The organism is Hoylesella shahii (assembly GCF_937990675.1).
GTDB lineage: Bacteria > Bacteroidota > Bacteroidia > Bacteroidales > Bacteroidaceae > Prevotella > Prevotella shahii.
The window spans coordinates 19,900-35,484 of record NZ_CALKQY010000064.1 but is presented as its reverse complement, the minus strand read 5'-3'; the positions used below and the strand labels follow the sequence as shown (position 1 = coordinate 35,484).

10 protein-coding genes are annotated in these 15,585 nt (G+C 48.8%); 2 read left to right on the top strand and 8 right to left on the bottom strand.

Going from position 1 to position 15,585, the window contains the following annotated elements; genetic code table 11:
- Positions 1-371: 371 nt before the first annotated feature.
- The 5 genes from QME03_RS09580 to QME03_RS09560 all read right to left on the bottom strand — a co-directional run bounded on the left by QME03_RS09580 (position 372) and on the right by QME03_RS09560 (position 6,374).
- Positions 372-548, bottom strand: a complete 177-nt coding sequence (locus tag QME03_RS09580) for a hypothetical protein (protein ID WP_156932242.1) — start codon at positions 546-548, stop codon at positions 372-374.
- A gap of 543 nt (positions 549-1,091) precedes the next feature.
- Positions 1,092-2,048, bottom strand: a complete 957-nt coding sequence (locus QME03_RS09575; protein WP_273146540.1) for an alpha/beta hydrolase — start codon at positions 2,046-2,048, stop codon at positions 1,092-1,094.
- A gap of 25 nt (positions 2,049-2,073) precedes the next feature.
- Entirely contained in the window at positions 2,074-3,585 is a 1,512-nt protein-coding gene (locus QME03_RS09570) for a phytoene desaturase family protein (protein WP_281724232.1), read from the bottom strand.
- On the bottom strand, positions 3,582-5,075 hold the full coding sequence (locus QME03_RS09565) for a phytoene desaturase family protein (protein ID WP_281724231.1): 1,494 nt from the start codon (positions 5,073-5,075) through the stop codon (positions 3,582-3,584). The genes QME03_RS09570 and QME03_RS09565 overlap by 4 nt, the downstream gene beginning before the upstream one ends.
- Before the next feature lie 120 nt (positions 5,076-5,195).
- Complete coding sequence (locus QME03_RS09560; RefSeq protein WP_281724230.1) at positions 5,196-6,374, bottom strand: glycosyltransferase family 4 protein; 1,179 nt, start codon at positions 6,372-6,374, stop codon at positions 5,196-5,198.
- Positions 6,375-6,493: 119 nt separating this feature from the next.
- Between QME03_RS09560 and QME03_RS09555 the strand changes: the two genes are divergently transcribed.
- The gene (locus tag QME03_RS09555) at positions 6,494-7,138 is read left to right on the top strand and encodes a DUF4294 domain-containing protein (protein ID WP_281724229.1); all 645 of its coding nucleotides are present in this window, start codon (positions 6,494-6,496) and stop codon (positions 7,136-7,138) included.
- Between the two features lie 1,149 nt (positions 7,139-8,287).
- Here QME03_RS09555 and QME03_RS09550 read toward each other — a convergent pair.
- Together QME03_RS09550 and QME03_RS09545 are read right to left on the bottom strand one after the other, a co-directional pair.
- Positions 8,288-8,719: a SufE family protein gene (locus QME03_RS09550; RefSeq protein ID WP_025817231.1), complete on the bottom strand. Its 432-nt coding sequence runs from the start codon at positions 8,717-8,719 to the stop codon at positions 8,288-8,290.
- 79 nt (positions 8,720-8,798) lie between these two features.
- Positions 8,799-10,073: a peptidase U32 family protein gene (locus QME03_RS09545; protein ID WP_281724228.1), complete on the bottom strand. Its 1,275-nt coding sequence runs from the start codon at positions 10,071-10,073 to the stop codon at positions 8,799-8,801.
- 52 nt (positions 10,074-10,125) lie between these two features.
- On the opposite strand from QME03_RS09545, the gene QME03_RS09540 reads away from it, so the two are divergent.
- Entirely contained in the window at positions 10,126-11,160 is a 1,035-nt protein-coding gene (locus QME03_RS09540) for a C1 family peptidase (RefSeq protein ID WP_281724227.1), read from the top strand.
- A gap of 162 nt (positions 11,161-11,322) precedes the next feature.
- Here QME03_RS09540 and QME03_RS09535 read toward each other — a convergent pair whose 3' ends face one another.
- Positions 11,323-15,537, bottom strand: coding sequence for a right-handed parallel beta-helix repeat-containing protein (locus tag QME03_RS09535; RefSeq protein WP_281724226.1), 4,215 nt, complete (start codon positions 15,535-15,537; stop codon positions 11,323-11,325).
- Between the last annotated feature and the right edge of the window lie 48 nt (positions 15,538-15,585).

Here is a 15,585-nt window from a genome sequence, read left to right as displayed (position 1 = left end):
AACTCGGCAACCGGACGTGCGCCAAGTGCGTATGTAAGGCCTGTTCTTCTTGAGTGTTCAGGCCACAAACGTGCACCATTTCTTGCTTACGACTATGAGGGAAATCGCAGGGCGGGTTATCAAACACCATGTTTTGTTGTGTTAGGGCTGTTGGTGTTGCTGTCATAAGAAATGGTTGTGCATCCGTTTGTTTTTCGTTTGCATCGCCTTTATTGGGCCATGACCATGTGTTGGGTGTTGTTTTGCTCCCAAACATCGGGGTTTGGGCGACGTGTTTATGGGTTTAGGCCTTTCGGGGGCGCCCCTTTACCGCTCTCAATAGGCATAGTTTACCAGCGGTGGCCTGTGTTTTGGGCTTTCTCAACCCGTGTTTACGGCATCGTTTGTGATTTATATGCAGCCGTGGGATGTGCACCGCCATTTCTCACTGCGGTGTTAAGGGTTGTGTTCACCTTGTTTTGTGCGTCTTTGGGCATTGTTTTGCGATACCTTTGTGTATGTCGCATCTTGTTGTTATCCCCATCCGACTGCGTTTTTATCATCCTCATGGCTCCTGTTTCTAACTCTCTTGTGCTTTTGTGAGGCAATTCTCTTGTGCGATGCTGTTCTCTTTACTTCAGTAGTCGTATAAAACGAACTTAAAACTTGCGTATTTCTCAACACGTTTCTATCCTCTCTTAATTCTGATAAAGCAAAGATAAGCATTTTATATGATGTGAAATGCAGCGCTCGCGTTAAATAAAGCTTAAAGAAAAGAGAAAAGGAAAAAGTGGATAATCCATGTAAAATAAAAGGGAGGATTTGCGCTTTGTGAGACTTTGAATGTTAATTGATGATGCTGAACAATAGCACACGCCAACCGATGTGTTTTATTTCAACCATTTCATCTCTGCTTTACGCTGGCCGATATGTTTCTTTTACATCAGTCTTTGTTTGCCTTTCATCCTATATATCAGCTATGAGAGCGCTATATATAATAAGGTGTCATCCGAAAAAGAAGGGCGGTTGGTTAGGGTATCACTGTTTATGCCCATCCCCAACCGCCTGTGTTCATGGCTTTGGTCCACGCCTTATACAATTTAAGGTGTGGTTTATAGCTTTTCTATTTTCTTATTTTGTCTGTCTGCGGTGTCGCGAACCAAGGGCAAAGCACTGTTGTTAAGCCAGCTAACAAAGGCTTCGCGCCAGCGTCGTGATTGCGCCGAGCCCTTCACTTCGCTTGCTCCAAAACCGTGTCCGCCTGTGGTATAGCGTATGTATTGGTGCGGAATGCGGCGTGATGTGAGTGCCGAGTCGAGCAAACGACTATTGCCTGGACTTACTATTGGATCGTCGTCGCAGTGCACAATGAACACTGGCGGACAGTTAGCGGGTACATGTCGTTCAAGCGATAGCGAGTCTTTCAGTTTCTTGTTGCACTTGCCCCATTCGCCTAAGATTCCCTTTCGCGAACGCCGATGCACATAACGCTTGTCTGTAAGCGTAACAACGGGATAGAGCGCTGCCACAAAATCGGGTCTTACGCTCACCTTTGGCACGATTCCCAAGGGCGAAAGATAATTGGTTGAGGCGTAGGTGGCCGAGGCAACGGCTAGATGTCCGCCTGCCGAAAAGCCCATAACGCCCACCGCTTGGGGGTTGATGCTCCATGTTGTTGCGCCCTCGCGAACCAGTTGAATGCTTCGTTGCACATCGCGAAGCATGTCGGGCTGCCGTCTTCCGCGAACAAACAGCCGATAATGGCTGATAAAGGCCCACACGCCTGCAACCCGATAACGCAACACAAAGGCTGCAATGCCCTGACTGTTGAGCCATTTGGCCACGCCCTCGCCTTCTGTACGAGTGTCCAACCAGTGGTAGCTGCCACCAGGACACACAATCACAGCCGGACAATTAGCCGTTGCGCCCTTGGGGATGTAGGGCGTTAGCGTCACGTTCGAGGCGCGTTCGGCTGTGCCCGTCCATATTTTCAAGGGTGCTTGTTGTTGCGCATGTGCAGTCAAAGCCACGATGAGCAGCAGTATAAATAGATATTTTCTAACGTTCATCTCTAATCTTATTCTTCCCCTTCGGTTATTTGGGAGATATATTTTGCAGCTGTTCGATAATCTTGTTTTTGCCAACAAGGGCCTCGGCTGTTGTGATGGCCGACAGCGGAACGCCACAAATGCCATGCAATCCCACGCATTGTCCCGTTAAAAATAGGTTGCTCACCTTTGTGGCCACGGGTATTTGTGTGGCTAGAGGGTTGTGACAGTCTTTCACAAATCCATAAATTGCCCCTTGGGGTGCATGATAATAGTCGCGCACTGTTAGTGGCGAAGCGCTCCATATGTGTTCGATGCACTGCGTAAAGCCTGGTTTCACCTCTTCCATGCGGTCGATAATGCGTTGTTCGTGCCAAGCTTTCCATTCGGCGTAAGCCTCTCCGCGTCGGCCTGTTAGTGTGTCTTGCCATTGTTCCACGGCCGAAAAGGGCATCACACAATTAATGATAAGGTGCGTAGCCCATTCGTTTTGTTGTTCGCGAGGTGGTGTCATGTACATCATTCCGTATGGCCAATCTTCGCGATGGTATTGACCTAGGTTCCACACCTGGTTGTAATCGTGCTGATAATAGCATGTGTGGTTGATGTAGGCAAATGTTTCGGGCTTTAGTTTCACATACAAGCTGAAGATGGAATACGAGTTTTCCGTGTTGCTTATACGCTTGATGTAGGCCGGTGTAAAGGCGCCTTTGTCTATCAGTTGTAAGGTTTCGCCCATGTGTGTGGCGGCTATATAATAAGGAGCGCTAAAGGTTCGTCCGTCTTTTGTTTGCACTTGTGTCACTGTTCGGTTGTCAACTGCAATGCGAACCACCTCTGCTCCTCCCATCACTTCTCCGCCAGCGTGCTCAATAACCTCGGTAAGGGCCGTGGCCAATTGCTGTGAGCCACCCACAAAGCGGTCGGTTCCGTTGATGTAAAGTGCGCTGATAAGGGCATGAACATAGGCTGGCGTGTGGCCCGATACGCCTCCGTACATGGGATTCATGTAGGCTAGCACGTCGCGCAGCTGCTCGTCGTCGATGTAATGCGCTATAAACTCGTTGGCCGGCCACATAAAGCGTTCGCTATGCAAGGGTATGCCGTCGCCCGTTGGTCTAAGATTAAAGAGGTCTATCTCGTCGGCCAGTTCGTAAATAGCGTCTACATAGCGTTGTAGCTGTGTGCGTTGGTGGGGAAAATGTGTGGCAAAACTCTCCACAAAGCCTGCTTTACCCTCGGCCACGCGATAAGTGGTGTGGCTGGATGCGTAGTAAATCTCGTCCATACAATCGCTGTCCACACTTTGCAGCTTAAGTTTTTGCATGATGCCCAGGTGTTGGCAGATGCGGTAAAGCGTTTGCCCGGGTCTAAATCCGCCCAGCATGTGCATGCCTGTATCAAAGAGAATGCCCTTCCGAGTGAAGTTTTGCAGTCCACCTCCCACGATGTTGTTTTTCTCCAGTACCGTAACTTTGCGTCCTTCTTTGGCCAGAAGTGCGCCAGTGGTAAGGCCTCCCAGGCCTCCGCCTATAATGATGATGTCGTTGTTGTTCATAATTTTAGTTTATCTCCCAGCACTTCTCCGCAGGTAACAAGCGTGCCAACCAGTGTGCCCAGCATGCCATGCGAGTTTACATTTTGTCCTGCAAAGAGCAGATTGGGTATGCGCGTGCGACTTGGTACGTGGCAGGCCGAGCCTAGTTTCACGTCTTTGGCCACGCCATACATACTTCCTTCTTTTGTGGATGTATATTGTTCGTAGGTGAGTGGGGTAGAGGTGAAGTAGCAATCAATGCTCTCACGCAGTCCTGGTGCATGTTGTTCCACGGCGTTAATTAGTCTTTCGGCTCTGTCGTGTTTAAATTTTTCGTATGCTTCGCCGCGTTTCATGATGTTTGTGTTGGCCCATTGTGCCACCTCTTCGTAGCGCATATAGCTCATTATCTCGCCACAGGTAGCCCATTGCTGGTGGCTGTTGGGCAGAGTTTCGGGAGCTTGTTGGTCGCTAAGGTGTACGTATAGAAAACCGCGAGGCCAGTCGTTTTCTGTGTATTGTTCGCAGTTCCACGGCGTGTTGTTGGCATATCCATACAAGTTGTGGTTGCGATAGGGCATGGCTTGCGGTTTAAACTTCAGGTAAACCGTAAACACACCCGTGGTATTAGGCAGGTTTAGCATGCGTTGTCTAAACACGGGCCTAATCATATTCGCATCGTCGAGCATGTGCATCACCGTTGTTGGGTGCACGGCTGCAATCACCAAATCGGCTTCAAAGTGTTCGTCTTGAGTGGTAACCACGCCTGTTGCCCTACTTTCGTTGCACACAATGCGTTGCACCTGTTTGCGTGTAAGCACCCTTCCGCCCCTTTCTTCAATGCCTTTGATAAGCTTTCGGGCGATGATATCGCTTCCTCCAGCCAGTCTAAAAGCGCTTTGGTTGTAAAAGTTGGTGATAAAAGCGTGGGTTGAGAATGGCGTTCTGCCGTGTTCGCCGGCATAGAGGGGCAAGTTTCCCACCAATACGCGTTGCAAAAGGGGGTTGGGCACGAGGCTTTCTATCACTTCGTTCACGGCGCGCATCTGATATTCGGTTTTCAAGTGCATTTGTTCGGTCGTGGGTTGATGCCCGTTTATGGGCGAGGCTTGCGCCAAACGTTCCACCAGCGCCATATATTGGTGTAGCGAATCTTTATCCTTAGGAAACTGCTTGCTTAGCGTTTCCACAAAGGCTTCGTGGCCATTGGCAAAGGCAAATCGCCCTTCGGGCATCGACACCACATCATAACCGTTGGTGTCGAGCCTGCTCAAGGGTAGGTTTTCCAATCCAAGATAGCGTAAGAGTGGGTGCAAGGTTTGTCCTTCTTCGGCACTACCAATAAAGTGCATACCTGTTTCAAACTTTGCGCCTTTGCGCACAAAGCTTTGTAAGCATCCGCCTGGTTGCGTTTCTTGTTCGAGTATGGTTACTTCATAGCCATTTCGCGCGAGAATCACTCCGCACGAAAGGCCACCCAGTCCGCTACCGATGATGATACATTTCTTCATTTGTTTTTCTGTTGCTTCACATCCTAGCGATGTATAAATGTTTTATGTAGTCAGGTTTTGTGTTTCTGTTTTGTTCCCCCTTGTGTTGCGGTGTTGGGCCATGGGGCATGCGTGGTGATGTTAAGGGTGGTTGTTGGGTGGCGTTAGGGCCTTGTTTTGCTCTTGCAATAGGCATTGTGCCACCTGCTGCGCCACGTTTTTATTTTCAAAACGTTGCACATACGCCATGCTTTTGGCTATCGCTTCATCGCGTCCAGGTTGGCCTTTCAGTAGGGAGCAGATGGCTTTCGCCATGGCTAGATGGTCGTCGGCATTTACGTATATGCTATCTGGCCCTCCTGCTTCTTCAAGGCACGACCCCGTTGCAGCCACCACGGGCAGTCCGCTTTGTATGGCTTCGATGATGGGAATGCCAAATCCTTCGTAGCGCGAGGGGTAAACAAACACCTCGGCTTGCTGGTATATGGCGGGCAAATCCTCGTTGGGTACATTGTGCAGAAAGTGCACCCTGCTGCTCAGTCCATGTTTTTCAACCCACGATTTCACTTTGTTCAAATAAGGTGTGGGTCTTCCCAATATCACCAGGTGTACGTCTTGTGCAACCGCTTGCATTGCTTTGGCTGCCACTAGCACGTTTTTGCGAGCCTCGATGGTGCCCACGTTTAGCACAAAACGTGCGGGCAAGGCATAGCGTTGGGCCACTTCTTGCTGCTTCTCGGCCGTTGCGGGCTGTCTAAACCGTGTGTCGCAGCTTTGATAAATCACGCTAATGCGGTTGGCTGGAAAACGTCCCAGTTCCACAATGTCGCGTTTGGTGCATTCGCTAATGGCGATAATGCGGTTGGCTTCTTTCAGCGTTTGGCGAAATTTCCATTTATAAATCAGCGCATCCCACCAGTGATAGAATTCGGGGTGGCGCATAAAAATTAAGTCGTGAATGGTTACCACGGTGTCTATGCCTGCTTTTTTTGCGCCTTTGGGCAGTTCGCCCGACAAGCCGTGAAACACCTTTACGCCATCTCTCAACAAGTCGTTCACCACGCCTTTGCTTCTCCATGCTGCTTTTTGCAATGCATTTTTGGCGCGCACGGGGTACACCATGCGCAGGTTAGGCGCATTTTTCACCTGTTGGGCCAATGCTTCTCTACCCGCATCGGGTGCATAGAGCAGCAGTTGCATGTGCGGATAGAGGTGCGAAAGGTCGTTAACAAGATTGCGACCATAAGCACCCAGCCCAGTGCCATTGCGCACCACGCGTTTGGCGTCAAAGCCTATGATGATGTGTTTGTTTTCGTTCATAACCCACAAACTTACACAAAAAAAGTGTAAAACAAGGCAAAAACAGAAAATAAGGTGTGTAGTAGGTGTATATTTAAGTAGAATTACTTATTTTTGTACTTGCACAAATACGCAAAACAATGAAACGAATCTATATTGTCCTGCTCTTTTCGGTGCTCTGTGCCTTGGGTTCATGGGCGCAAAACGATGGAAATATCCGTGTCAATCCCAACGAAACCGAGGTGGATATGGATAATCCCACTTTTGTACCAATGGTGAAGGTGGGCAAAGTGCTCGATAAGGGCGACAGCATTCAATATGTTGAACTCAACAAGGTATATGTTTACCCCCAACTCACGTTTGAAAACGAGCGACAACGCATGGAATACAACCGTTTGGTGTATAACGTTAAAAAGGTGTTGCCCATAGCAAAGGAGGTGAACAAGATTATTGTGGAGACCTACGAATACCTCCAAACGCTGCCCGATAAGAAGTCGCGCGACGAACATATGAAGCTTGTTGAGGCCGACATCAAACGCGAATACACGCCCCGAATGAAGAAACTTACCTACGCTCAGGGCAAATTGCTCATCAAGTTGGTGTATCGCGAAACTAGTTCGTCGTCGTATCAGCTCATTCAGGCCTTTCTTGGTTCTGTTCGTGCTGGCTTCTACCAAACTTTTGCGTGGATTTTTGGTGCTAGCTTGAAAAAAGAATACCAGCCCAATGGTGTGGATAGGCTCACCGAACGGGTGGTGTTGCAAGTGGAGTCGGGCCAGTTGTAGTGGGGTTCTTAAGGGTTTGCCTTTTGCCCAATAGGGCGTGGGGCTTTGGTGTGGGGCTGTTGTTGGTGGAAGGGCTGTGGGTTGTCGTGCTCATTGTGTGCTTTTATTGTGTTAAATATGGTAAAGATACTTTACAAATAGCTGTTTTCTTGGCCACCATTCTAGCGCAAAAAAGGGCTAAAAACAACGATTTTAGCCCTCGAAATGCCGATTTTTTGTGACTAAGCATGGCAAAATTTCTGCTCTTTTCTGCAAAACCTATATGTTTTGCCTTTCTAAAAACTTGTTTTTCTCCTTTTTGAGACGCCTCAAGTTCGCTTTTTTCTCTTCTTTTTGATGCTAAATAGCATGCTAAAGTGTTTTCGGCCGTGGGTAAAACCTATGAGTTTGCCTTGCAATATGCACGAGTTAGCCTTGCTATCTCTTGCTAAACGCAGTGCTATCTCCTACAAAATGCAGTGCTAACTCATGCATATTACACGAGCAAAATGTTGTAAACTCATGTTGTTTGGTGACAAGCTGCTATAAAAACAAATAAAAACATGGCATTTAGTCGATTTCTCTGGCGTATTTTAAGACGGCGACTTGTTGGGATGAATGCTAATCATTGAAATCGAATTTTTTGGGCGATAAACGGCTAAAACGGGGCATTTAGAGGGGTGTTTTTTGTGTTTTTCTGTACAATATACTGATAATCAATGTGTTATTAAACTTTAAAAATACGCCGATAAATGCGAGCGCATGAGGCATTGGTGCGCTGCGAGGGCTGTTTTTGTGTTAATTTTCAGTTCGAAATATTTACAAAACATTACGAGGGCTAATGCCCATTTATGGGTGTTTTCCGTGCGTTGCAAGACAAGGAAGGGTGTTTTGTGGCTTCCTCCGCCCCTCTTAACTACTTAGAGCAGCGTGCTTAAGCGTGGCAATGCTGCAATATTAACCACAGGGGAGAAACAAAAAAAGGCCGTGTTGGGCGTGTGATACGTAGCCCAGCACGGCCCTTTTTGGGGCTAGCGATGAGGCACATCAAGGTAGTTGAGCCTAGTTGTGATGTGTATTGGGGGTTGGTGCATTGCCAAAGTAAAGTCAAAGACCATGTGTTATAACCCTTTAGCCCCTCTGCATAGAGCGGTAAGCTAGCCCGTGAACTTATTGCTGCTTAGCCGCATAGCCCAAGGCGTAGGCCTTAATTTGCTTCACCATTGAGAGCAAACCATTTGAGCGCGTGGGCGACAGATGGTCTTTCAAGCCGATGGCATCAATAAAATGCAGGTTGGATGCCACAATTTCGGCAGGTGTGTGATTGCTCAGCACCCTGATAAGCAGGGCAATAATGCCTTTAGTGATGAGCGCATCGCTGTCGGCAGTGAACACCAAAAGGCCGTCTTGCAGGTCGCATTGTAGCCAAACACGACTTTGGCAGCCTTCAATAAGGTTGCTTTCTACTTTGTACTTGGCATCGAGAGGAGGGAGTTCGTTGCCCAAGTCAATGAGCATTTGGTATTTATCCATCCAGTCGTCGAATGCCGAAAACTCTTCAATCACTTCTTCTTGAAGTGCGTTTATTGAGGATGTTGACATGTTGTGGTGATAGTTTTGTTCTAGCAAAGCTAGTTGTTTTATTGGGTTTAAGGGCCTTGTAAGAGGTTAAAACAACCGCTTATTTAGCCGTTTTTTCTTTGTCTATATCGTTTTTTACAAGCTTAAACACCTTGTCGTTGGGTCGCACCTTGTCGGGCACGGGTATCGATACGCGTGTGCCTTTGTTGGCTTTTTCAACGGGGTTAAGTTCGTAACGTATCTCTTTAGCATCAAAATACATCACGCCCGTTGTGGTTCCAGTAATCAAAACATGGTCGCCCAGTTGCAGTTCACTAGCCTCAACGGCAATCTCGGCCACGCCCAACTTCGAGAAATGTTTGATAACCTTGCCCACAAGCACCTTCTTTTCGGTGGCTTTGTTGCCGTAGTGTTTGGTCCATTCGCCCAGGGTTTGGCCTTGATAATAGCCATCCCAGAAGCCGCGATTAAACACCGAAGAGAGTCTTTCGTCCCATTCGTCTTTCTTTTCTTCGGTAAATGTGCCTTCTAACACGCTGGCAATAGCCTCTTTATAGCAGCGCACCACGGTGTAAACATATTCTGGTCCGCGTGCTCGTCCTTCTATTTTAAACACCCTAACGCCGGCATTCATCATTTGGTCGATAAATCTCACCGTCTTTAAGTCTTTCGGACTCATGATGTATTCGTTGTCAATGTCGAGCTGTGTACCCGTTTCTTTATCGGTAACGGTGTACGAACGGCGACACAACTGCACGCATTGGCCACGGTTGGCCGACCTGTTGGCATCGTGCAAACTAAGATAGCACTTGCCACTTACGGCCATACATAGTGCGCCATGGCAAAACATTTCGATGCGAACAAGTTCGCCATTGGGGCCAAGAATGCGTTGTTGGGCAATTTGTCGATGAATGTCGGCCACCTGTTCCATGTTTAATTCGCGGGCCAACACGGCCACATCGGCAAACTGAGCATAAAACTTTAGTGCGTCGATGTTCGAGATATTAAGCTGCGTTGACAAGTGAACCTCCACGCCCACCTGCCTACAATACATCATTACGGCCACATCGCTGGCGATAACTGCTGTTACTTGCGCTTCTTTAGCGGCGTCGATGATGGTGTGCATCGTGCCAAGGTCTTCGCCATAGATAACGGTGTTCACCGTTAAATAGCTTTTCATGCCATGCTCTTTACAGGTGGCGGCAATGTCGCGAAGGTCGTCTATGGTGAATTGGTTGGCCGAATGCGACCTCATATTTAACTGTCCGATGCCGAAATACACTGAGTCGGCACCTGCTTGAATGGCTGCCACGAGACTCTCGCGCGACCCTACGGGCGCCATTATTTCATATTCTTTTATCTTGTTATTATCCATTTATTCTATGTTACTTTTGCAAAGTTACGAAAAAATGGTATCTTTGCCCCCCATGAACAGAATTATTATCACGCTCGTGGCATTGGCATTGCTGAGCGCTTGCACCACGAAAGACGAACGAAGGGCTAGTGTTAAGCGCCCTATAATAGACCTAAAGCTGAAAACAACGCCCGTGAAAGACCAAGGAAGAAGCTCGCTTTGCTGGGTGTTTGGTATGCTGGCTACTATCGAAACAGAACATCTCATGCGTGGCGACTCGGTAAATCTCTCCGTGGCCTACGTGGCTCGCATGGCTTTGCGCCAACGCATGCAAGACGCTTACCTCTCTAGAGGCACGCGCCCACAACACTTGCGCGGCATGGCTTCCAACGCTTTGGCACTTATTGCACAGCACGGACTGCTGGCTTACGACACTTATCACGTGGAAAACAACAGCATCTTTGCTTCGCTGGTTAATAAAACCTACAACCTTTGCCGGGTTACCATGGCCCACAGAGAAGGACTTGCACGTCTGCACGAACGCTTTAACGACCTCATGGATAATGCAATTGGGTCGCTACCTAAAACGCAATATCTATATGGCGCTGGATATACCTTTGGCGAATTTGGACGAAGCGTGTGCCGAAAAGATGAGTATGTGGCGCTAACAAGCTTTACTCACCATCCTTTTAACTCGGCTTTCGTGCTGGAAGTGAACGATAATGTTAATCGAGACTATTTTTATAACCTCCCCATCGACACGCTAGTGGCCATCACCGAACGCTCGTTGAAGGCGGGCCATCCCGTTTGTTGGGAGGGCGATACATCCGAAGAGGGATTTGACTTTGTGGAAGGTTATGCTCGTTTGCCACAGCATAGCACTGCTCCAACCCAAGAAATGAGACAAATGGCCTTTGAAACGCTGCGCACAACCGACGACCATTGCATGGCTATCGTGGGCTTGGCGCATGACTCGCAAGGCAAACGCTACTTTATTATGAAAAACTCGTGGGGCACAGACAATACCTTTAAGGGTTTTATGTTTATGTCGATAGACTATTTTAAACTCAAAACCATTGCGCTCTGGGCACAACAAGACTGTGTGTGAGATTGCTGCGCGAGGCTTCTGTTCAGGCTCCTAACAGCCTTAATGCACATTGCCAATAACGAAAATCGGAACAACCGAGGTGTAAACATCGCCTCGATTGTTCCGATTATTTGTTGATGCAGGTTTGTTTGCATGTGCAAGCCAAACTGCTGTGTGGGGTTTTTACTTCTTAATGGTGGTGCTCCATCGGCCGTTGGCCCATCTTACGCGCACCATAAACACGCCCTTGGGAAGGCCTTGCACCTGTAAGCTGGTGGCATTTGCTGGTAACACATGGCGCGAAAGCAGCGCACCCGACACCGAGAACACTTCTATTTGCGCGCCTTGAGGCACATTGGTAAAGTTCAACGCACCGTTTTCAACCTGCAAAACAATGTTGGCCGAAGTGTTTGCAGCAGTGGTTATGCCCGTAGGAGTGGGTTGCCATGCTTGCTCGTAAGCACCAATAAGGGGCGTTGAGGCGCTTCGTGTCACACCAAGAAGATCTGTTGCGATTGTGCTAATAGGTTTGCCGTGGCGCAAATCGTCTTCGGTAAGCGGCTGTAACAACACGTCGGTGGCAAAGTCCACCTTCTTGTTGTAAGCAAATTTCTCGCCTGCGAGCGTGCGCCATTCGTTAAAGTCGGCAAACGACGATTGCACTTTGGCCAGCTGGTTGCCATTGGTAAAGAGGTTGTTGTGGCTTAGTGCAAGACTGTCGACAAACTCTTTGCGCGTGGTTTGGTAAACCAGTCCCTTGCCATTGTTTTGCAAAATGTTGTTCACCATCTGCACCTTGCCGTTCATAGCGCCCATAACAGCCACCGTGATGTCGTTTTCTTTACCCTCCACGCATAGTGTGTTGTGGGCGATGAGCAAGTTTTCCGATCCGCCTTTGAGTGATAACACCTTCGAACCGTAGCTTCTTGAGCTGCTTTCGGCATGCTTAACGCTCACCGCATTATTGGCAATGAGGGCCAAAGAAGCGGGAGTGCCCGACACGTTGCGCACGAAAAGGGCCGTGCAATACTCTTTCGTGTTGAGCGAAATGCGATTGTTAACAACCCTAACATCGCCTTTAGCGTCGATGTCGATGGCGTTAAAGTCTTTATGGGTAGACAATTCGTTCTCTATGGTGTTGCCTTCAACACGTGCATCCACTTCTCTTGCCACGTAGATAGCCTTTGTTCCTTGGTTGCGAAGCACGTTGTTAACGATGCGTCCGCCTATCTCTGCTGGCAGCGACACAAAGCCCGTGCCACCTAATCTCACACCATTATAACCACCTTCGAGTAGCGAATGTTGCAGCGAGAAGTGGTCGTTGTTGGCGTTAGCCTCGTTTTTGGCATAGAGATTAACGAGAGTCACCTTCTGTTGGATGCTGGTTGAGAGTGGTGCGTGTATGTAACAGTTGTCTATTGTGATGTTTCGGCTCTTGTTACGAAGGTGTACCACGCCTGGGTAAGTGGGGTCTTGGGTGCTTATTTCCAAGGCTTGCAGGGTGGTGTGAGTGGCACCATCGATGGTTACAACGCCGTAATCGTTGGCCATTTGGTCGGGGTCGTAACCATTTTTTGTGAAGTTATTGTGGAAGATATGCACATCGCCACGTTTGCCCGAAGCCGCTTTAAGGGTGAGGGTATTGGTAGACGAAAGCCCTGGAAGATGCGGAATGTTCACCCTTTCGTTGTATTCGCCTTTCTCAATGCTAAGCGTAACTGGTCCGTCGATACCCGTTTTTAGATGTTCGATGGCACTTTGAATGGTGGTGTATGTGGCACTTGGGCCTACATTGATGGTTCCGCTGATGCCTTGTGCCACGTTAGTGGAGGCCGTTTGAAGTGTTATTGGCTGCACAGCAGTGGCGTTTGCGGTTACATCGGTGAGCGCAACGCTCAGCGTTTGACCAACAGTGGCCGTGGGCGCAACATTCATAGCCACCCAAAAATGGTATTCGCCAGCCTTCTCAATGGTGTAATTCATGGCAAAAACACCATCGTTGGCATTGGTGCTACCCACGTTTGTGGTGGTGGCAAAGCCATTATTAAGTGCTGTTGCAAAAACATTGGCTTGCGCCACGGGCGACGTTGATGGCCATGGAGCACGCATCTGGGTGAGTTGCAATTGGCCTTTGTCGCCTGTAACGGTTACTTCAACGTGCAGCATGGGCACATTTTCTTGTGCCTTAAACACCTGTTCGGGGGCAACAGCCGTAACATTCACCTTACTAATGGACAGCGATTGGGGCGTAATGGCCGATACTTCGAGGGCAAAACCCTCAGAAACAGCATACTTACCCGTGGTGTAGCGCAAGGTGATAGCACCATCGGGCGCAGTAGAAAGCAGCTTTTCAAGCTTTTTATACCTATCGAAAACAAGGTCGGGTTTGTCTTTTCGTGCTGTTCCGAAGTACACTTCAAGCTTGTCGGGCGCAGCCAAAGTCCATGTGTTTGCTTTGATGGCGATAATCGTTCCAGGCGTTTTAGGCACGAAAGTGATGATGCCATCAAAGTTTTTGCTTTCATTTTTGTCTTTTCCGCCATCGTCGTAGAGGGTGAAAGTGGCATTTTCGGGTACATCGATGCGCCCATTATCGCCCTTGACGAGCGAGCGTTCGTATTCCACAAGGCGTTCGCCGATGGGGTCGCCAGCTTGTACTTGCGTTTCGCCCAGCGAGGTGTTCACCTTTAAAAGGGCTGCATCGAGGGCCTTTTTAGCTTGTGCCTCGGCGGCCACATCGGCACAAATCATTAACCAGTTGTCGCCTTCGTCGAGCGTCAGTGGCTGTGTTAGGGCGATGTGTTGTTGCGCTTGCAATAGTGACTGGGGCACAATGGCTAACGTGTCGGTGCTTGGCGCAACGCCAGGGTTGGCAGCGGGTTGTTTAAACAGCTGCAAAGCCGACATCGCGGGCATCGAGTTTTTAAGGTCGAGCAGTAGCGATTGCAGGGTGATGGGCTGCAAATCGCCCTCGGTTTTAAGGTTAACAAGCAGCAGAGGTTGTTGTTTTGCGCCTGGAGCAACGCCCTCTGTTGAGGCCTGTTGCACCACAACATCGGTTAGAGTCATGTGCTTGGGTTGGTATTCGCTCACCTTAGCCTCGAAGCCTTTGGCCGAATAGTGCGAGTCTTTGGGGTTGAACACGATGGTGAGTGCACCATCGGGCGATTTCGAACGCAACGTTTTACCTGGTCCACGCTGTCTGTCGGCAGTAGAATTAAGTTCCCACAGTTTGCGTCCAGTGGTACCTACACCCTCGTAAACCACGAAATGGGCGCGTACACCATAAACCGTTGAACTAGAATATTGCACATCAAACTTACTGAAATCTACCTGCACCACGCGTCCTTGGTGTAAAGGCTTGAAGCTAACGATGCGGTTTTGGTTTCCGCCTTCGTAGTTATCGTTATACGTATTGCTTTTTGATTTAAGCGTAAGTTCGCCATTAACGCGCTTTATCTGTGTGCCTTCGGTGGCGTAAACGATGTTTTCCACCAGTCGGTCGCCCGTTAGCAGCGTGGCATTAAGGGCATGTTGGGCATCAGAAAGGGCCACCTGGGTGAGCGAAACACTAACCGTGTTGCCGTTTTCGGCCTCTTCGCTCACGTCGCAAGCAATGAAATAAAAGTTGTTGCCCATGCGAAGTGCAGGTTTATTGGTCACGTTGAGCACCGTTTGTTGGCTGCTAACCTTGGCTTTGGCAATGCAATGGGCGGTGGAAAGGTCGTTTTCTGAAGCGCTTTGATAGAGTCTTAAACCCGTGATGGGTCCGCTATTGTTCACCGTTAATGCGTGAAGTGCAAGCGCAGGCTCGGTCTCGGTGGTGCGAATGCTAAACGCAAGCAGCGGTTGAAGCGAGTCGCCAGCCGCTAGCGTGTGGTCTTGCATAGACGAAGTAACCACTTCGCCGAACCGCATTGCTTGTGGAACGAAGAGACTAACCACGGCTTGAAAACCATTAGAGCGTAAAGCCGTGGTGCTACCAAACACCACGGTGAGTGCGCCTTCGGCGTTGGTGGCTTTCAAAAGGGGCGTTGTGCCCTTACGAACAGTAGCCAAAAGGCGGTCGGCGCGCACCTCTGTGCCATCGTAAACCTCGATAAACTGTTTGTATTGGCTACCTTCGAAGATGTCTACCTTACTAAAATCTATTTGCACTTTCTTACCCGTAATGGTGGGAACAAACGTAATACTACTGGTTTTACCCTCCTTAAATTCGGGCGAAGTTTGGCCATTGGGCCCACCATCGTCGTAAAAGTTGATGGGTGTTTCGCCCACTTCCACGCGCTTAGGCGTAAGTTCCATGAGCACATCTTCATTATTTGCTAAGGCCATTAGTGGCGAAATAGCGAATAAGATGAGTGCACACAGAAGCACATTGAGTTGATGTTGCTTCATGTTTTTATTGTGTTGATGATTTTGATTGATGCTTTAGTGTAGGGTGCT

What these genes read in the sequence shown, in the direction of transcription:
- QME03_RS09570 (WP_281724232.1), bottom strand. Translation starts at nt 3,585, where the DNA reads ATGAACAACAACGACATCATCATTATAGGCGGAGGCCTGGGAGGCCTT.
- QME03_RS09535 (WP_281724226.1), bottom strand. Translation starts at nt 15,537, where the DNA reads ATGAAGCAACATCAACTCAATGTGCTTCTGTGTGCACTCATCTTATTC.
- QME03_RS09540 (WP_281724227.1), top strand. Translation starts at nt 10,126, where the DNA reads ATGAACAGAATTATTATCACGCTCGTGGCATTGGCATTGCTGAGCGCT.
- QME03_RS09580 (WP_156932242.1), bottom strand. Translation starts at nt 548, where the DNA reads ATGAGGATGATAAAAACGCAGTCGGATGGGGATAACAACAAGATGCGA.
- QME03_RS09575 (WP_273146540.1), bottom strand. Translation starts at nt 2,048, where the DNA reads ATGAACGTTAGAAAATATCTATTTATACTGCTGCTCATCGTGGCTTTG.
- QME03_RS09560 (WP_281724230.1), bottom strand. Translation starts at nt 6,374, where the DNA reads ATGAACGAAAACAAACACATCATCATAGGCTTTGACGCCAAACGCGTG.
- QME03_RS09545 (WP_281724228.1), bottom strand. Translation starts at nt 10,073, where the DNA reads ATGGATAATAACAAGATAAAAGAATATGAAATAATGGCGCCCGTAGGG.
- QME03_RS09550 (WP_025817231.1), bottom strand. Translation starts at nt 8,719, where the DNA reads ATGTCAACATCCTCAATAAACGCACTTCAAGAAGAAGTGATTGAAGAG.
- QME03_RS09555 (WP_281724229.1), top strand. Translation starts at nt 6,494, where the DNA reads ATGAAACGAATCTATATTGTCCTGCTCTTTTCGGTGCTCTGTGCCTTG.
- QME03_RS09565 (WP_281724231.1), bottom strand. Translation starts at nt 5,075, where the DNA reads ATGAAGAAATGTATCATCATCGGTAGCGGACTGGGTGGCCTTTCGTGC.